At 72.2% G+C, this 16,875-nt stretch carries 17 protein-coding genes; 11 read left to right on the plus strand and 6 right to left on the minus strand.

Annotation, left to right across the window (positions count from 1 at the left end; genetic code table 11):
* Positions 1-151 precede the first annotated feature (151 nt).
* From ABD343_RS20230 to ABD343_RS20260, 7 genes are all read left to right on the plus strand, one after another.
* Positions 152-970 carry an NAD-dependent epimerase/dehydratase family protein gene (locus tag ABD343_RS20230; protein WP_344530170.1) on the plus strand — a complete coding sequence of 273 codons (819 nt, stop codon included), beginning with the start codon at positions 152-154 and terminating at the stop codon, positions 968-970.
* 211 nt (positions 971-1,181) lie between these two features.
* Positions 1,182-1,448 (plus strand): GlsB/YeaQ/YmgE family stress response membrane protein, encoded by a 267-nt coding sequence (locus ABD343_RS20235; RefSeq protein ID WP_344530312.1) that lies wholly within the window; start codon positions 1,182-1,184, stop codon positions 1,446-1,448.
* Between the two features lie 68 nt (positions 1,449-1,516).
* Positions 1,517-2,254, plus strand: coding sequence for an acetoacetate decarboxylase (locus ABD343_RS20240; RefSeq protein ID WP_344530172.1), 738 nt, complete (start codon positions 1,517-1,519; stop codon positions 2,252-2,254).
* Positions 2,255-2,284: 30 nt separating this feature from the next.
* Positions 2,285-3,160, plus strand: a complete 876-nt coding sequence (locus ABD343_RS20245) for a 3-hydroxyacyl-CoA dehydrogenase family protein (RefSeq protein WP_344530174.1) — start codon at positions 2,285-2,287, stop codon at positions 3,158-3,160.
* A 207-nt stretch (positions 3,161-3,367) separates the two neighbouring features.
* Positions 3,368-4,834 (plus strand): hypothetical protein, encoded by a 1,467-nt coding sequence (locus ABD343_RS20250; protein WP_344530176.1) that lies wholly within the window; start codon positions 3,368-3,370, stop codon positions 4,832-4,834.
* The gene (locus tag ABD343_RS20255; protein WP_344530178.1) at positions 4,831-6,024 is read left to right on the plus strand and encodes an ARPP-2 domain-containing protein; all 1,194 of its coding nucleotides are present in this window, start codon (positions 4,831-4,833) and stop codon (positions 6,022-6,024) included. Before ABD343_RS20250 ends, ABD343_RS20255 begins: the two co-directional genes overlap by 4 nt.
* A gap of 141 nt (positions 6,025-6,165) precedes the next feature.
* Positions 6,166-7,392 (plus strand): TerD family protein, encoded by a 1,227-nt coding sequence (locus ABD343_RS20260; RefSeq protein ID WP_344530314.1) that lies wholly within the window; start codon positions 6,166-6,168, stop codon positions 7,390-7,392.
* A gap of 199 nt (positions 7,393-7,591) precedes the next feature.
* On the opposite strand, the gene ABD343_RS20265 is transcribed toward ABD343_RS20260, so the two are convergent.
* Positions 7,592-7,915, minus strand: coding sequence for an AzlD domain-containing protein (locus ABD343_RS20265; protein ID WP_344530180.1), 324 nt, complete (start codon positions 7,913-7,915; stop codon positions 7,592-7,594).
* The gene (locus ABD343_RS20270) at positions 7,912-8,610 is read right to left on the minus strand and encodes an AzlC family ABC transporter permease (RefSeq protein WP_344530182.1); all 699 of its coding nucleotides are present in this window, start codon (positions 8,608-8,610) and stop codon (positions 7,912-7,914) included. The genes ABD343_RS20265 and ABD343_RS20270 overlap by 4 nt, the downstream gene beginning before the upstream one ends.
* A 66-nt stretch (positions 8,611-8,676) precedes the next feature.
* Here ABD343_RS20270 and ABD343_RS20275 point away from each other — a divergent pair, with 66 nt between their 5' ends.
* Positions 8,677-9,327, plus strand: a complete 651-nt coding sequence (locus ABD343_RS20275) for a helix-turn-helix domain-containing protein (RefSeq protein ID WP_344530184.1) — start codon at positions 8,677-8,679, stop codon at positions 9,325-9,327.
* A 107-nt stretch (positions 9,328-9,434) separates the two neighbouring features.
* Here ABD343_RS20275 and ABD343_RS20280 read toward each other — a convergent pair whose 3' ends face one another.
* Complete coding sequence (locus ABD343_RS20280; protein ID WP_344530186.1) at positions 9,435-10,025, minus strand: TetR/AcrR family transcriptional regulator; 591 nt, start codon at positions 10,023-10,025, stop codon at positions 9,435-9,437.
* Positions 10,026-10,093: 68 nt separating this feature from the next.
* Between ABD343_RS20280 and ABD343_RS20285 the strand changes: the two genes are divergently transcribed.
* Positions 10,094-10,525: a DUF1707 SHOCT-like domain-containing protein gene (locus tag ABD343_RS20285; RefSeq protein WP_344530188.1), complete on the plus strand. Its 432-nt coding sequence runs from the start codon at positions 10,094-10,096 to the stop codon at positions 10,523-10,525.
* Positions 10,526-11,376: 851 nt separating this feature from the next.
* Here the strand turns inward: ABD343_RS20285 and ABD343_RS20290 are convergent.
* The 3 genes from ABD343_RS20290 to ABD343_RS20300 form a co-directional block, all read right to left on the minus strand.
* The gene (locus tag ABD343_RS20290; RefSeq protein WP_344530190.1) at positions 11,377-11,592 is read right to left on the minus strand and encodes an EF-hand domain-containing protein; all 216 of its coding nucleotides are present in this window, start codon (positions 11,590-11,592) and stop codon (positions 11,377-11,379) included.
* Positions 11,593-11,653: 61 nt separating this feature from the next.
* On the minus strand, positions 11,654-13,189 hold the full coding sequence (locus ABD343_RS20295; RefSeq protein WP_344530192.1) for an MFS transporter: 1,536 nt from the start codon (positions 13,187-13,189) through the stop codon (positions 11,654-11,656).
* A 142-nt stretch (positions 13,190-13,331) separates the two neighbouring features.
* The gene (locus ABD343_RS20300) at positions 13,332-14,612 is read right to left on the minus strand and encodes a YeeE/YedE family protein (protein WP_344530194.1); all 1,281 of its coding nucleotides are present in this window, start codon (positions 14,610-14,612) and stop codon (positions 13,332-13,334) included.
* A 540-nt stretch (positions 14,613-15,152) separates the two neighbouring features.
* On the opposite strand from ABD343_RS20300, the gene ABD343_RS20305 reads away from it, so the two are divergent.
* Entirely contained in the window at positions 15,153-16,334 is a 1,182-nt protein-coding gene (locus ABD343_RS20305; RefSeq protein WP_344530195.1) for a chymotrypsin family serine protease, read from the plus strand.
* 19 nt (positions 16,335-16,353) lie between these two features.
* A complete protein-coding gene (locus ABD343_RS20310) occupies positions 16,354-16,794 on the plus strand; it encodes a hypothetical protein (protein ID WP_344530197.1) in 441 nt (146 codons plus the stop codon).
* Positions 16,795-16,875: the final 81 nt, after the last annotated feature.

Below are 16,875 nucleotides of genomic sequence, written 5' to 3' on the forward strand. Positions count from 1 at the left end.
CCGGTCAAGGGCGCACCCAGGCCCCAACGAGCCGATCAAGCCGATGATTTCGCAGGTGAACGCGGCACGCGACGCCACCCTTGACGCCATCGGGGCAGCTCCCTAGCGTTTCCCCATATATGAACCGCGTCCACGGATGGAGATTCCGCCGATGCCCGCACCCCGTACCGTCCTGCTCACAGGTGCCGCAGGCGGCGTCGGCACCCTGATGCGCGAGCTGCTGCCGCGGTACGGGTACGAGCTGCGCCTGCTCGACCTCCAGCCCGTCGAGGGAGAGCCCGATGCGGTCACCCTGGACATCGGTGACCCCGCCTCGCGGGACGCGCTGCGCGAGGCCGTACGCGGAGTCGACGCGGTCCTCCACCTCGCGGGGATCTCCCTGGAGGCCCCCTTCGAGAAGATCCTCCGGGCCAACATCCAGGGGACGCACCACCTGTACGAGGCCGTACGGGAGGAGGGTGTACGCCGCGTCGTGTTCGCCTCCTCGAACCACGCCGTCGGCTTCACGCCCGTACCGGGCGCCGGTGACCCGCTCATCCCGGTGTCGGCCCCGCACCGCCCCGACACCTTCTACGGGCTGTCCAAATCGTTCGGGGAGGACCTCGCGCAGCTCTACTGGGACCTGCACGGCGTGGAATCCGTGTCCGTCCGCATCGGGTCGTGCTTTCCCGAACCCACGACCGTACGGATGCTGTCCATCTGGATGAGCCCCGCCGACGGGGCCCGCCTCTTCCACGCGGCCCTCACCGCGGAGGACGTGGGACACACCGTCGTCTACGGGTCCTCGGACAACACCCGCCTGTGGTGGGACCTCTCGTCGGCGCGCGCCCTCGGCTACGAGCCCCGGGACGACTCGGAGCCGTACGCCGCGAAACTCATCGCCGAGCAGGGCGAGTTGGACACCGCACGGCCGGACCAGGCCCACATCGGCGGTGCCTTCTGCACGGACCCGCCCATCTGGCCGCACTGACGCGCCCGGAGGACATGCCGACGCGGCATGCATGATGGGGACGCAACCGATCACCCACGGGAGGCCCCTCTCCATGCTCGTCGCGCACGCCGCCCACCAGGTCCATCAGCTCCGTCTGCTCGCCGGGTCCGGTTCCGGTGACGGCTCCGAATCGGGGTCCGGTGACGGCTCCGGGGCCGACACGACCCTCTCGGACCTCGCGCACTCCGGCATCGTGAGCTGGCTGATCCTGGGGCTGATCGCGGGCACCGTCGCCAAGGTGCTGCTCCCCGGGCGCGACCCCGGCGGCATCGTCGGGACGGCGCTCATCGGCATCGCGGGCGCGTTCACCGGCGGCTGGCTGTCCGCGACGTTCCTGGACAAGCCCATCGACAACAACTTCGTCGACCCCTCGCTCTGGGTCGCGGCCGTTGCGGGCTCCCTGGTGCTGCTGATCGCGTACCGCATCTTCTTCGGCCACTCGCGCGAACGGCGCTGACACCGGCGGGGCACCCCTCTGGCCCCGCACCGGATGCGGGCCCGTCGCCGCGCGCGAAGACTGGCCCCGTGCGCGAACACGACATCCCCGGGGCCTTCGCGACCCCGGTGGACCGCCCGGCCTATCCTCCGGCCGGATACCGCTTCACCGACCGCGAGTACCTGAACATCACCTACCGCACCGACCTCGACGCGCTGCGCCGTCTCGTCCCCGAGCCGCTCACGGTCAAGGAGCCCCTGGTCCGGTTCGAGGTGATGCGGATGCCGGACGTCTCGGGGCTCGGCTCCTACTCCGAGTCGGGCCAGCTCATCGAGGTCGAACACGAGGGCGAGCGCGGAGAGTTCAGTCTCGCCATGTACGTCGACAGCGTCCCGGCCATTTCCAGCGGCCGGGAGCTGAGCGCGTACCCCAAGAAGGGCGGTTCGCCGCGCCTCCATGTCGACGGCGACACCCTGGTCGGCACGCTCGACTACGGGACGGTCCGGGTGGCCACGGCGACCATGGGCTACAAGCACGTTCCCCTGGCCGCCGAAGAGGCACGCGCCGAGCTGACGCTCCCGACGTACATGGTCAAGCTGGTGCCCGGATACGACGCGCGGCCCCGCATCTGCGAGCTGGCCAGGACCCGGATCACGGACATCACGGTCAAGAGCGCGTTCCGCGGCCCGGCCCGGCTCCAGCTCTTCGCGCACGCCCTGGCGCCCCTCGCCGACCTGCCCGTCCACGAGGTCGTCAGCGCCTCCCACATCCTCACCGACCTGTCCCTCGGCCAGGGCGAGGCCGTGCACGACTACCTGGCCGGCTGAACCCCTCGGCCCCACGGATTGGACGAGACGATGGCCTTCACCGTCCCCACCGGCATCGAGAACCGCCCGGTCACCGTCGTGGGCGCCGGGACCCTCGGACGGCGCATCGCCCTGATGTTCGCCACCCGCGGCGGCGAGGTCCGCGTCTTCGACATGTCGGCCCGGGCCGGGAAGGACGCGTGCGACTACGTCGCGGCACACGTCGGCGAGGTCGCGTCCAGGATCGACGGCGGCACCCCTGGGCACGCCCGGCACGTGGACGACCTCACGGCGGCGGTGTCCGGGGCCTGGCTGGTGGTCGAGGCCGTACCGGAGCGGCTCGACCTCAAGAAGCAGGTCTTCGGTGACCTGGACCGGCTCGCGGACTCCGACGCGATCCTGGCCAGCAACTCGTCGTCGTACGCGTCGAGCCAGTTCGTGGATCAGGTCAGGCACCCGGAGCGCGTGCTGAACACGCACTTCTACATGCCGCCGACGCAGAACGCGATCGACATCATGTCCGACGGGCAGACGGACCGCGCCGTGATCGACCTGCTGCTGCGCGAGCTGCCCCGCTTCGGCGTGCACCCCTTCGAGGCGCACAAGGAGTCGACCGGCTTCATCTTCAACCGCATCTGGGCCGCCATCAAACGCGAGGCGCTCGCCGTGGTCGCGGAGGGCGTCTCCACCCCGCAGGACGTCGACAGCATGTGGGAGATCAACATGGGCACGCCCGGCGGCCCGTTCCGGATGATGGACCGGGTCGGCCTGGACGTCGTCCTGGACATCGAGAACCACTACGCCGCCGAGCGCCCGGACCTGCCCACGGGCCCGCGCGAGCTGCTGCGGTCGTACGTCGACGCGGGACACCTGGGCGTCAAGACGGGGCGCGGCTTCTACGACGACTACGGGACGGACGGCCGCTGAGCCCGGTCACGCCGAGCCATTAGTCATACCGGCGCCCGTTGGCTGTGGAAAACCATGCCGGGCGGGAAATGCCCCGGTGCTACGTTTCTTTGGCCGGCCGCGGGACTCCGGTGTGGCTTTCGGGACCTGCCTCTAAAGCAATGTTTTCGCTGCCCACGCCTCCATTCCCCGGCCGGTCCCCCCTTCCCTGTGCCTGTGGGAGTGACCATGGCGGAGACGTATGCGGCGGAGACCGCCGAGGCGACGCGGACGGAGACGCACGCCGACCTCATCGCGGCCGAGGACGTGCTCCTGTTCGTGAACGCGGCGGTGACGGCCACCGGACAGCGCGAGTTCCGTTCGGGCGCCGCCGAGCAGCGCCTCTCCCTGGACTTCCTGCACGAGTACGTCCTGGTCAACTACCGCCCGGTGTACGCGGCGGCTCTCGCCCTGGACATCAACGATCACAACGCGTCCCGGATCGCCATGAACCTGCTGCGGACGTCCGCCGAGGCGGGCCCCGGCGAGAAGCACGCCGAGGGGCGCCTCATCGCCGCGCGGCTCTCCGCCCTGCCGCCCCAGCGGGTGTACCGGCTGTTCCGGGCGCTCCGCGCCGCCCGGGTCAACAATCGCCGGACCCGTGCCCTCATGCGCGACTGGCTCGCGGCCCGGCCCGACCCGGCGCACGATGCGGTGAAGTACCGCGCGGGTCTCAAGGAGACGGCGCGCCACGCGCATCTGCCTCTGCCCTCGGCGGAGTTGGGCGACTTCCTCTTCGCCCCGAGCCGCCGCCCCCGGTACGCGCACGCGTATCTGGACGCCCATCGCCGCGCGCACCACGAGCAGTCCGCGGTCTATGAGCTGCCGTTCACTGTCGCCGAAGGGTTCGCGGCCCGGCACGGCATGTCGCGGGACGCGTTCCTGGAGCGGATGGCGCCCCGGATGACGCGCCTGGAGCGGCTGCGCACCCAGCGGACGGGCCCCGGCGCGGACCTGACGGTGATGCCGCTGACGCGGCTCGCGCTCTATGTCCTGTCCCTTCCCTTCGACGAGCGGAGTGCCCGGCGCGGGGAGCTGACCGCGGCGCTGCGGACCGCCGCGCGCCGCGCCGCGGGACCGCACGCGGGCACCTGGGGCCGGGTCTCGACCGTGCTCGACGACAGCTATTCGTCCTCGGGCTCGGGCGTCAAGCGCCGTCGCCCCCTGGCCGTGGCGCTCGCCTGCCATTTCCTGCTGGAGGCGCTGGCGGGCGAGGGGCCCGGCGCGTACCGCCCGTTCTGGACCTCGGGCTCCACCGATCCCCTGCTGCTGCGGCCCTGGGGCCCGACCCCGCTCGGCACCCGGATCCTCGACGCCCTGGAGTGCTCCCCTCGGCGCCTGGTGATCGTCTCGGACGGCTGGGACAACGCGCCGCCCGGCCTGGCGGGAGAGGTCCTGCGCGTCTGGCGCACCCGTCTGGACCCGGACCGCCTGACGAGCGTGGTCCACCTCAACCCGGTCTTCGACGCCGACGGTTTCGATGTGCGGCGCCTGGCCCCGAGCGTGCCGACCGCGGGGATACGGGACGCGGAGGACCTGCCCGCGCTGGTGGAGCTGGCCCAGTTCGCGGAGGGGCGCACGGGCCTGCCCGAGCTGCGCGCCTATCTGGACCGGAGAGTGGAGCTGTTCCTGGAGCGCGAGGAGGCCGCGCGATGACCCGGATCGATCTGGCGGGCCTGACCCCGCGCGCCGCACAGGTGTGGGGCGGCATCCGGCTGGTGCCGCTGGTGCGCGACGAGCCGCTGGAGGGCCTGCGCCTGCACCGCGAGGCGTACGGTGCGCCGGGCCTCGCCCCCGACAGCGTGGACCTGGGCGGCGGCGTTCAGTACACCTCGTACATCCCGCACGGCTTCGTCGCCGACTGGTCCGGCGACGACGCCGCCCCCGGGACGGGCCCGGGCCCCGGGCCCGGCGGGGAGTCCGCGGCGTACGGGACCCAGCTCGGCGGCGTACCGGCGCGGCGGCTGCCGCTGCGGCACCACCGCATGGCCAAGCGCCGCCGCCCCGAGAAGCGGGTGCGCTTCCTGCCGCTCCATCTCGCGCTGGAGGGCTATCTGGCGCTGCACTTCGGCGGCCCGACGACGGTGTGGGACGAGTGGTCGCGCGAGGCGCTGCGCCGGGGCCTGTCGCCGCGGGCGGAGGACGCGTACGCGGGCGGGGAGGTGCGCGGCCTCGGCGAGGCGCTGCGGATCTTCGAGATCCACCCGGGCCAGTGCGGCGTGATGGTGTACGCGTCGGACGCGCTGGCCGCCGCCTTCGTCGTGCCCCACCCCGAGGACTACCGGGCGCTGCACCCCTCGCTGCTCCAGGACCTGTACGGAGAGCTGGTCCATCAGTACGCGCTCTTCGGGGCTCCGGTGCCGGAGTTCGCCGCGCGGATATCCGACGCGGGACGCGTCCGGACGCTGGCGGACCTGCGGGCGGCGGCGCGGGAGCAGGAGCGTTCCTGGCGGGAGGCGCACGACTCGCTGATGGCCCGTGACCTGCTGGAGACGCCGTACGTGTTCGAACGGGTCTCCCGGATGGGTGCGTTCGCGCTGCACCGGTTCCTGCCGCCGTTCCACCGGGGGCAGCGCGAGCAGCACATCGGCGAGCTGATCACCGACCACAAGGGGCGCACGGCCTATCTCAAGACCTTCCGCCTCTCGGAGAACCAGATCCGGCGCGGTCATCTGCTGCGGCGGCTGGCCGACTGCGACGGGCACCTGGAGCGCACGGCCGAGGCGCTGGGCACCAGCTACGAGGACCTGGTGCGCCGTATACGCTCCGCCGGTTTCCAGTCGCTTCTCGACGAGCACGCGGTCGCCCGCCGAACCCGGGAGATACGGCGGGCCCGGAAGAGGTGAGGGGGCCCGGCCGAAGCGTGCCCCGGAGGGCGAGGGGAGGGGGGGAGGGTAGGGAGGGGGAGGTCCGGAGGACGGATGCGCGGGCTCCGAGGGCAAAGGAACTGCAAAGGCGGGCCGGTCGTTACCCCCGGCATGACGGCAATGACTCCCGGCTCCAACCTTCCGCTGCCCGCTCCTCGCGTGGCCGTGGAAGTCACCGCTCCCACCAAGCTCGATGTCTCAGCCCTTCTCCTGGGCCCCGAGGGGAAGGTCCGCTCGGACGAAGACTTCGTGTTCTACAACCAGCCGAGCGCGCCCGGCGTGACGCACAGCAGCGGTGCCGCCGACACGATCACCGTGGAAACCGGCTCGGTTCCCGCGGAGATCGCGAAGGTCGTCGTCACCGCGAGCCTGGACACCCCGGGATCGACCTTCGCGGGCACCGAGCCCACCGCGACAGTGCGCGACGCGAATTCGAACGCGGTGCTGGCGACCTTCACCCCTCCCCAGCTCGGTGCCGAGACCGCCCTGGTCATCGTCGAGATCTACCGCAGGGGCGACGCGTGGAAGGTCCGCGCGGTCGGCCAGGGGTATGCGAACGGGCTGGGTGGTATCGCCACGGACTTCGGCGTCAACGTCGAAGAACCGGCCCCGGCACCCCAGTCGGCCCCGCAGCCGCCCCAGCCCGCCCCGGCGGCACAGGCCCCGCAGCCTCCGCAGCCGACGGCACCCCCCGTCGCCCCGACCGCTCCCCCCGCCCAGGCCGCTCCGTCGCCGGCGGACGCGCCGTCGTCCACCGGCAAGATCAACCTCGACAAGGGGCGGGTCAATCTCCAGAAGAACCAGACGGTCTCCCTCGTCAAGGGCGGCAAGCCGCTGCTGACGTCGGTCCGGATGGGCCTCGGCTGGGAGCCCGCGTTCCGCGCGGGCAGGCGGGCCAAGGACATCGACCTCGACGCCTCCGTCATCGCCTATGACGCCAACCGCAAGAAGGTCGACGCCTGCTATTTCGGCAAGCTGGTGATCCTCAACGGTGTTATCCAGCACTCCGGCGACAACCTCACGGGCGAGGGCGCGGGGGACGACGAGACCATCACCGTCCACCTGGGCGACCTTCCGCCGCAGGTGACGGGGCTGGTCTTCACGGTCAACTCGTTCTCGGGCCAGAAGTTCACGGACGTCGCGAAGGCGTACTGCCGCCTCCTCGACGGCGGCTCCGGCCAGGAGCTGGTCCGCTTCGACCTCACCCAGTCCGAGGCCCGCACGGGTGTGCTGATGTGCAAGCTCATTCGTCAGTTCTCGGGCGAGTGGGAGATGACGGCCCTCGGTGAGTACGTCGACTCCCGCACGGTCCGCGGCATGGTGAAGCCGGGCGGCGCGGCGCTCTGACCGGACGGCGCGGTGGCGCGGCGGCACGGTGGCGCGGCGGCACGGTGGCGCGGCGGCACGGTGGCGCGGCGGCACGGTGGCGCGGCGGCACGGTGGCGTGGGGGTGTTGGCCCTGAGGCCCGAGAGAGCCTCGGGGCCCGGAGGTCCGGAGGCCCGGGGCCCGGAGACCCGGAGACCCGGAGACCCATGGCTCGCGGGCTCAGGGAACGCCCGCCAGGCGCAGGGCCGCCGTGACCGCTGCCGCCGTGAGGACCACCGCGGCGAAGGGGGCGCGGCGCCAGGCGAGGACGGCACCGGTGAGGACGCCGGCGGGGCGGGCTATGCCTGCCGCGTCGGCTCCCTCGTAGAGGGCGGTCGTGGCGACGAGGGCGGTGAGCAGGACCAGCGCGGCGACCTCCAGGACCTTCTCGGCGCGCGGCGAGAAGGTGACGCGGGCGCGGAGCGCGGCCCCGGCGAAGCGGAAGGCGAAGGTGCCCACCGCCAGCAGGAGGGCGGCGCCCATGAGCAGGGCCGGGTTGTTCATGAGGCCTCCCGTGGCTCGGGGCCCGGCGTGCCGCGCAGGAGGACCAGACCGGCCAGGGCCAGCAGTACGGGCAGGCCGACGGGGAGGAACGGCGTGAGGCACAGTGCCAGAGCCGTCCCGGCCAGGGCCGCCCGCCTCGGGCCGCGCACGCGCAGCGCGGGAAGGACGAGCGCGAGGAGCGCGGCCGGGAACATCGCATCGAGCCCCAGCGCGTCCGGGTCGGGTATGACCGCGCCGAGCAGCGAGCCGCAGAACGCGCCGAGAGGCCAGACGACGAGGACGCCGAGCCCGCACGCCCAATAGGCCGCCCGTTTGCGGGCGAGGTCGTGCTGCGCGAGGGCGAAGAGCACACTCTCGTCATTCATCACATGGGTGGCCACCAGGCGCCTCCAGCCGCTCAGGCCGTCGCGGGTGACCTCGGGTATCGCCAGGCCGTAGGGCAAGTGCCGGGCATTGACGAGCAGGCTGGCCAGCAGGGCGGCGAGCACACCGCCGCCCGCGGCGAGGATGCCGGTGAACATGAACTCCGCCGAGCCCGCGAGCACCAGCAGCCCGAGCAGGGCCGGGAACCAGACGGGGAAGCCCGAGGCCACGGCGATCGCCCCGTACGACACGCTCGTGAGCCCGACGGCCAGGCACACGAGACCGATGTCGCGCAGGGGCCCGCAACCGAGGGTTCTCCAGAACGAACGCATAACCGATAGAATGAACGCAACCGACGGCGTTCGTCAAGGCGAACAGTGGACTTGTGGAGCGAACACATGACGCGAGGCGACAGCACGGGCGCGGGACAGCACTCAGGCCGGGACACCGGGCGGGGCACGGAGAAGGGTGCCGGGCAGGGCACCGGGCAGGGCGCCTCGGGAGAGGCTCCGCTCGCGGAGATCGCGGCCGCGCTGCGCAGGGAGCGCACCCGGGCCGAGCTGTCCCTGACCGAGGTGGCCCGCCGGGCCGGCATCGCCAAGTCCACGCTCTCCCAACTGGAGGCAGGCACCGGCAATCCGAGCCTGGAGACCCTCTGGGCCCTCTGCGTCGCGCTCGACATCCCCATCGGACGGCTGCTCGCCCCGGCCCGCCCCAGCGTCCACGTCGTCCGCGCCGGGGAGGGCGCCGCCATCGCCTCGTCCCAGGCCGACTACCAGGCGACGTTGCTGACCGCCTGCCCGCCCGGCGCCCGGCGCGACGTCTTCCGGATCACGGCCGAGCCGGGCCACCAGCGAGACTCGGACCCGCACATGCCGGGCGTCGTGGAGCACGTCATCCTCAGTACGGGCCGCGCCCTCGTCGGCACGACGGAGGCGACAGTGGAGCTGCATCCCGGCGACTACGTCACCTATCCCGCCGACGTCCCCCACGTCTTCCAGGCCCTGGAGCCCGGCACGCAGGCAGTGTTCGTCTCCGAGCACACCTGACGGCCCCGCCGGGAAGGGGCCCACGCGCACCCTGGCCCCGGCGCACCCCGGCCCCCCGCACACGACGGACCCATGCGCGCCCCCGGCCCCGGCCCCGGCCCCGGCGTTCACCCCACCGGCACCAATCGCGCCAGCGCCGTGTCGAGCGCGGCGACCAGGGAGTCGCACTCGTCCGGGGCGTAGAGCATGCGCATCGTGAAGCCGTCGGCGAGGGCGATCACCGCGTCGGCGAGGTGCCCGCAGTCGGCGCCGGGCTCCAACCGGCCGTGCTCCCACAGCTCTTCGAACCACTCGGTGAGCGCGGCCCGCACCGCCCGGTCCGTCTCGCGCTGGATGGCCGCAAGCTCCTCGTGGTGCACGGCACGCGTGGCGAACGCCTGGCGCACCGCGGCCTCCGCGCGCCGGGGCGGGTCGACGGGGAGGGTGGCCAGAACCAGTTCCCGCAGCACCGCGCCCGTACCGCCCTCGGGGTCCACGGCGTCCATGCGGTGTTCGACCCGCTCCCCCACCAGCTCCGCGGCGAACCGGAGCATGTCGTCCTTGCCGCTGAAGTACTTCTGCACCGCGCCGGCCGACTTGCCCGCGGCCGCGGCGACCGTACGCACGCTGACGCCGTCGAGCCCGTGCTCGGAGACGAGTCCCAGCAGGGCGTCGCCGACGATCCTGCGCTGCGCTTCCTTGTCCACGGTTCTCGGCATCGTTCCGCGCTTTCCCTCGTAAGGATACGGTCGTATTCTATAGAGCAGGACCGAAGGGGGAATCCATCATGTCCACCATGCCCGAGGCACCCACCACGCGTGCGTCCGACGCCGACCGCGATGCCGTGCTCACCACTCTCGGCGCGGCGCTCGCCGAGGGACGCCTCGACCAGGGCGAGCACGACGGCCGCAGCGCAGCGGCCCTCCGCGCCGCGACCCTCGGCGAACTGGCCCCGCTCACCGCCGATCTCCCCGCCTCCCGGGAACGGGCCGAGGCGGCACGCCGCGCCGCTCGGGACCGCGAGGACCTCACCGCGTGGCTGGCCGAGTGGCGGTACTGGCTGGGCGGCGCGTTCCTGATGACCACCATCTGGGGCGTGAAGAGCCTGTCCGACGGCGAACTGGCCTACTACTGGCCGTGGATGCCCCTCGCGATCTGGGCCGCCGTGCTCGTCGCCCTCGCGATCTGGCCCTCGGAGCGGGACCGACCCTCCTCCTGAAACGCAAAACGCTGAGCCCCTGAGCGCCTGAGCCCCTGAGCCCTGAGGCACCCGCAGGGGCCGGCACGAGCGCGGCCCCGCCGCCCGGGCGGGCGACGGGGCCTTCCGTCCACAGCAGCCAGCAATGGATACGGATACGTGAAGTCTCGCAGCCGCCACTGACATTCCAGGCCGGTTCCCGCGCCGCCCCGGCCTGCCCCGGTTCGCCCTTCTTCGGGCCCAGCCGAATCAGCTCGACCGGGAGGCGGATGGGGCGGGAGTCTCGTGGTGCCGGCACGGGGGATCTGTCTGTGGCCGCCCCGCGCGGCCACAGACAGCACGCGGAGCACCCGAACGAGGGACGCGGGGACGCGGGGACGCGTAAAGATTCGCCGTCGGCCGTCGCCGGATGGCTCGACGACGGCCGACATGTGGTCCGGGGCGCGACAAGCCCCCCATCACCGCCCCAGACCGTCCCCTTCTCCCTCCTCCACGCCTCCGCTCGAAAAGCGTGGAGGGGAGGCGCTGGAGCCGCTTGTCCGCTGCGGTGGAGTAAGCGGTTCCAGGGGTTTGGGCGAGAGGTCCGGCACATACCGGTCTGGCCCGGGTGCGTCTGCCCCTCGGTGAACTCCGGGACGACGCGGCCCGCCGGGGACCGGGGCGAACCTTCCCCGTCAGTCTAGGAATCCCGTTCCAGCCCGGCATACGCGGTTTCCGGCCATGTCGGGCCACACCGAAAGCGGTTCATATGCCGCCCCGCCGAAGAGCGTCCGCCGCCCGGCCGAGGGACGTCCGCGGCCCGGCCGAGGAGCGTCCGCCGCCCGGCCGAGAGGCGGCCTCCGCCGCCCGGCCGAGACGCCCTCGCGCGCGGCTCAGACGTCCTGCGCGCGCTGGTAGAACTCCTCGAACGAGAGCACCCCGTCCCCGTTGCCGTCACGGGTCTTGAGGATGGCCTCGGCCAGGCCGACCGTGTAGTGGCGGTCGCCCAGCTCGACCATGGCCTGCTGGAACTCGGTGGCGGTGACGAACCCGTCGCCGTTCCGGTCGAACATGTCGAAAGTCTTGCGTGCTGCTTCCCTGTCGGCCACGGGCCATCCTCTGCTGATCGTACGGGCGTTTGGCCCGCTCAGAGTAAAGGGCGGGCCTCCGTCACGTCGTCTCGGGGGCGGGGCCGGAGCTGACCGTGCGCCGCTGGGTCTCCAATTCGCGCGTGGTCGTGATCAGTTCGCGGGCCTCCTCCTCCGAGCCGACCATCGGCTGCGAGCCCCGCAGCGGGACCTGGGCGCTCTCGTGCATGAAGTGCACCGCGACCAGGCCGATGAGGCCGCTGAGGATCAGATAGCAGCCCGGCACCAGGCTGCTGCCCGTCAGGTCGACAAGTCCCTCTGTCACCAGTGGAGTCGTGCCGCCGAAGGCCGCGACGGAGAAGTTGAAGCCGATGCCCATCGCGGCGTAGCGGACGCTGGTCGGGAAGAGGGCGGGCAGCGTGGCGGCCGAGGGCGCCGCGAACCCGGCGAGCAGGGTGGCGAGGATCAGTACGCCGCACAGCGGCAGCGTCCAGCCGTCCTGGCGCAGCAGCAGGAACGCGGGGACGGCGAGGACGATCTGCCCCACGGCGGCCCACCGGTAGAGGGGTTTGCGCCCGATGCGGTCGCTGAGCCGTCCGAGGAAGGTGATCAGCAGCACGATCCAGACCATGCCGCTGAGCACCAGGAGGTCGGACGAGGTCGAGGAGCGGCCCAGGACCTCGGTCTGGTACGAGGGGAGGTAGCCGGTGACCATGTAGTTCGTGACGTTGTAGAGCAGCACGAGGCCCACGCAGACGAGCAGGGCGCGCCAGTGGACGCGGAAGATGGTCCGGAACTCGTGGCGACTGGTCTCGCGCTGGGCCACCTCCTTGTCGTGCTCGTCCAACTGCTGCTGGAAGGCGGGCGACTCCTCCAGCTTGAGCCGCATGTAGAGGCCGATGAGGCCCAGCGGCCCGGCGAGCAGGAACGGCACGCGCCAGCCCCACGACTGCATCTCGGCGTCGGTCAGCAGCATGCCCAGCACGGTGACGAGCGCCGAGCCCAGTGCGTAGCCGACGAAGGTGCCGAAGTCGAGCCAGCTCCCGAGGAAGCCGCGGTGCCGGTCGGGGGAGTACTCGGCGATGAACGTGGTCGCCCCGCCGTACTCGCCGCCCGTCGAGAAGCCCTGGAGCATACGGGCGAAGAGCAGCAGCGCGGGAGCGGCGACGCCGATCGTCGCGTAGCTCGGGATGAACCCGATCATGAAGGTGCCGCAGGCCATCATGATCATGGTCGTGGCCAGCACCTTCTGGCGCCCGATCCGGTCGCCGAGCGGGCCGAAGAAGAGCCCGCCGAGCGGACGTACGACGAAGGCGGCGGCGAACGTCGCGAAGGACGCCAGGAGCTGGGCGGCGGAGGAGGCGTCCGGGTAGAAAACCTTGCCGAGGGTGGCGGCGAGGTAGCTGTAGACGCCGAAGTCGAACCACTCCATGCAGTTGCCGAGCGCCGAGGCGGAGACGGCACGTTTCAGCATGGGCGGCTGGACGACCTTCACGTCGTCGGCGGTGAACGGGCGTCCCCGGCGTTTCAGCCGCCTCAGCAGGTCGTCGCGGACCTGCCGGGGCAGCTCCGCGACGGCCTGCCGGGGCGGTCGTCCCGGCGTTCCTGTTGTCCTCACTGGCACCACACCCCTCGCCCCACGCGACCGAAATACCCGGATCGCCCGATTTTCCCGGTCGGAAGGGGCGAACCGGCGCACCCGGTGGAACGGCGCGTCGGCGGAGCCCGTGGGGCAGAAGGGGCGGGTGCCCGTCAGACGATCAGCAAACCCCGTCCCCCGGCTTCGGGTTGCCCAGCCGGAAGAGGGGGCGCAGCCGCAGCCCCGCCCAGGTGCCGACGAGCGCCACGGCGCCCCAGATCCAGCCGTGCAGGCTGCCGGAGGCGATCCCGGCGAGGTACGCGCCGATGTTGCAGCCCCCGGCGAGGCGGGCGCCGATCCCCATCAGCACGCCGCCGAGCACGGCGGCGACGGCCGTACGCCAGGGGATGCCGCGGTGCAGCGTCCAGACGCCGCCCGCCGCCGAGGCGACGGCCGCGCCGACCATGATGCCGATGTCGGTGAGGCTGTTCTTGTCGGCGAGGACGGGCCCGGAGTACACCGGGGCGTTCTTCGGGTCCTGCCAGAACGCCCAGGTCTCCGGCGAACCGCCCAGCGCCCCGACGAGCTTGGAGCCCCACAGCGAGAAGGCGCTCGTGATGCCCCACGCACCGCCCGAGACGAGCAGGACGGCGCCGCCCAGCACCGCGAGGACGAGCGCGCCCGCCGCCAGCGGCCAGGAGCCGCGGACCGCGCGGCGGAGCGCGCCGCGCGCCGAGGGCGGCGCGCCGACGGGCGGCGGGTTGCGCCGGGCCTGCACCAGCCGGGAGACGAGGAAGACCAGCGCGAGCAGGACGAGCGTCACCGCCCAGGAGCCGAACCAGCCGAGCCCGTCGGAGAAGAGCACCGGGTCGAGGGCGGGCAGGTCGCGCCAGAGGCCGTACTGCCAGGCGGCGAGCGTCGATCCGGCGATGAATCCGCCCAGCGTGAGGACGATCGCGCTCTGCCCCGAGCCGACCGCGAAGAGCGTGCCGGAGGCGCAGGCGCCGCCGAGCTGCATGCCGACGGCGAAGAGGAACGCGCCGGCCAGCAGGCCGACGCCCAGCGGCCCGGCGCTGGGCGCGGGGACCGAGCCGAACAGCCCCGTGCCGGTGCCGATGACCAGCGCGAAGAGGGTCGCGGTCGTACCGAGCAGCAGGGCGTGGGCGCGCAGCCCGGTGCCGTTGCCGACGGCCACCAACTGGCGCCAGGCGAAGGTGAACCCGAAGCGCGAGTGGAAGAGCGCGACGCCCAGGCCGATGCCGAGCAGCAGCAGGACGGCGGGCTTGGCACCGTGCGCCGACCAGACGTACGCGGTCAGCGCGGCGCCGATCAGCCCGGCGACGACGAGCGGGACGGTCCGTACGCGCGGCAGCGGGGCGGCCTCGGGGGCGGGGGCGCTGGTGGGCGACGAGGACAGCAGCGGGGCGCGCGAGGGCGCCTCCGCGGGTGGAGCGGTGGTCACGGGGCTCTCCGGGAGAGAAGAGGTTCGGGATACGGACGGCGTCGGCCCAGAATGCGGGCACGACCGCTGGAGCGGCGAGGTGCGGCTGGAGCGGTCAGTGACGACAGAGGCCGTCGTCGACGCTCCACGCCGTGGCCGCGAAGAGCGCGAGTGCCAGCAGGCGCGCGGGTCCGAACATGCGTGCCACGGTAAGGGAACTTCCGGAATCGCACGGTCTCGTCTCAGAGACCGAGACCAGCCATGAGACGAAACACGTACGGCGCGGACTGCGCGTACGCCGCCTGCTGCGCACGCGAGGAAGGTACATACCGGAGCCCTCCCCTCCCTTCGGAGTGAACCATGGCAAAGAAGGTCAACAGCCGCACCCGACCATCAATGCCAAGAATCATCGCGTACCGCCTTGACCGCGTCTCCTCCCCGCAATAGACAGACAGGCGTTCTCCACGTGCATCCAGCGCCGACTCCGGCCGGAGTGCCGACCCCGGCCCGTCGGCCCCGCTCCGCACCCACTCGTCCCGGGGAAGAGAAGAGGTGGTTGGCGTGAGCCAGCCCGAGATGATGCGAGGACCCCTCGGCGGCCAGGTCACCGACACCTCCCGCCAGCAGGCACTGAACGACTTCCTCCGCCCGCAGGCCCCGCTCGCCAACGTCATCGGCTTCGGCCACGGCGTGAAGTGGCGGGAGGGGCAGCCCACGGGCGAGGAGGCCGTGCTCGTCTTCGTCACCCAGAAGGTGCCGGAGTCGATGCTCTCCGAACGCGACGTCGTCCCCGCCCGGATGGACGACGGCACGCCCACCGACGTCGTGGCCGTCGGCCATGTCACCGCCCAGCGCCAGACCCAGTCGCGCTCCGGCGGGCGCCGCGCCGACGACCAGCCCGCCACCACCCGCCCCGACGGCACGCTCACCGAGCAGCTCGGCGGCCTCTCGCAGCCCCTGCTCGACGAGCTGGGCCAGCTCGGCCGCGGGCTCTCCATGGCCACCGTGTCCCCGCAGATGCTGACGCGCAGGCTGCGCCCCTGCCCCTCGGGCTTCTCGGTCGGGAACGTCCGCGTCACCGCCGGGACCCTCGGCAGCGTCGTCCACGACCTGCTCCCGGGCGCCACCCTCGACCCGCCCGCGCCGGGCATCGGGATTCCGTGGCAGTTCTACATCCTGTCCAACAACCACGTGCTGGCCGACTCCAACCGCGCGCCGAGCGGCAGCGCCATCGTCCAGCCGGGCGCCTTCGACGGCGGCCAGGACCCGGCGGACAGGATCGCCACGCTCGACCGCTTCATCACCATCCAGTTCGCGCCCCAGATCCCGCTGGAGCGGCAGAACAACATCGTGGACGCGGCGCTCGGCAAGGTCGAGTTCCAGGACGCCACCCGCGAGCAGTACTTCAGCGGTACGCCGGACCGCTGGCGCCGCAAGGCGAACGTGGCCGTCGGCGACCTGGTCAAGAAGACGGGCCGCACCACGGACATCAGTTTCGGCCGGATCATCGCCACCGACGCCGTCATCGACGTCAACTACGGCACGGCGGGCACGGCCCGCTTCCGCGACCAGATCCTCACCACGAACATCTCGGCCGGCGGCGACTCCGGCTCCCTCGTCACCTCGCTCGACACGGTCGCGCTCGGCCTGCTCTTCGCGGGCTCCACGCTGGTGACGGTCGTCAACCACATCGAGAACGTCCGCGCGCTGCTGCGCGTCGAGATCGCCGAGCAACTGGCCTGATCCGGAAGGGGAACGTGCCATGGCAACGGCCGCGAAGAAGAAGGGCCAGGGCAGCGAGCACCGCTACATCAACCCGCAGGGCGCCGAGGTCAAGACGCGCGACGAGGCGTTCGCGAGCGCAATGGAGGCCACGCCCGAGGCGCTGGAGACGTCCAGCAAGCTCGAACTCCACAACGGGACCGTCACCTTCGCCATCGAGGTGAAATACAACCCCAACACCTACCCGCACGTCGTGACCGGCGGCCAGATCACCTCCGGCATCTGCGGCGCGCCCTGGGACATCACGGGCGGCCTCATCGGGCAGCAGATCCGGCTGGACGCCAAGCGCACGGGGCAGGGCTCGTGCGCGAACACGCTCACGATCGTGGGCGAGTACCAGAACCCGCCCGCGTACCGGGGCACATACGGCTTCGACGGAGCGGCCTCGTCGTTCAGGCACACGACGAAGTTCGCGTGCTGAACGGCTCCGCGAGCAGGCGCCACAGGGGCCCCGGGCGCACCACCCGGGGCCCCGCGCCGAAATCCCTCAGCTCTATCCCTC

The organism is Streptomyces albiaxialis (assembly GCF_039530985.1).
GTDB classification, from domain to species: Bacteria; Actinomycetota; Actinomycetes; order Streptomycetales; family Streptomycetaceae; genus Streptomyces; species Streptomyces albiaxialis.

Excerpts from the sequence above, each read along its gene's own strand:
- ABD343_RS20250 (WP_344530176.1), top strand. The coding sequence starts at position 3,368 with ATGGCGGAGACGTATGCGGCGGAGACCGCCGAGGCGACGCGGACGGAG.
- ABD343_RS20280 (WP_344530186.1), bottom strand. The coding sequence starts at position 10,025 with ATGCCGAGAACCGTGGACAAGGAAGCGCAGCGCAGGATCGTCGGCGAC.
- ABD343_RS20285 (WP_344530188.1), top strand. The coding sequence starts at position 10,094 with ATGTCCACCATGCCCGAGGCACCCACCACGCGTGCGTCCGACGCCGAC.
- ABD343_RS20260 (WP_344530314.1), top strand. The coding sequence starts at position 6,166 with ATGACTCCCGGCTCCAACCTTCCGCTGCCCGCTCCTCGCGTGGCCGTG.
- ABD343_RS20265 (WP_344530180.1), bottom strand. The coding sequence starts at position 7,915 with ATGAACAACCCGGCCCTGCTCATGGGCGCCGCCCTCCTGCTGGCGGTG.
- ABD343_RS20255 (WP_344530178.1), top strand. The coding sequence starts at position 4,831 with ATGACCCGGATCGATCTGGCGGGCCTGACCCCGCGCGCCGCACAGGTG.
- ABD343_RS20310 (WP_344530197.1), top strand. The coding sequence starts at position 16,354 with ATGGCAACGGCCGCGAAGAAGAAGGGCCAGGGCAGCGAGCACCGCTAC.
- ABD343_RS20275 (WP_344530184.1), top strand. The coding sequence starts at position 8,677 with ATGACGCGAGGCGACAGCACGGGCGCGGGACAGCACTCAGGCCGGGAC.
- ABD343_RS20270 (WP_344530182.1), bottom strand. The coding sequence starts at position 8,610 with ATGCGTTCGTTCTGGAGAACCCTCGGTTGCGGGCCCCTGCGCGACATC.
- ABD343_RS20245 (WP_344530174.1), top strand. The coding sequence starts at position 2,285 with ATGGCCTTCACCGTCCCCACCGGCATCGAGAACCGCCCGGTCACCGTC.
- ABD343_RS20230 (WP_344530170.1), top strand. The coding sequence starts at position 152 with ATGCCCGCACCCCGTACCGTCCTGCTCACAGGTGCCGCAGGCGGCGTC.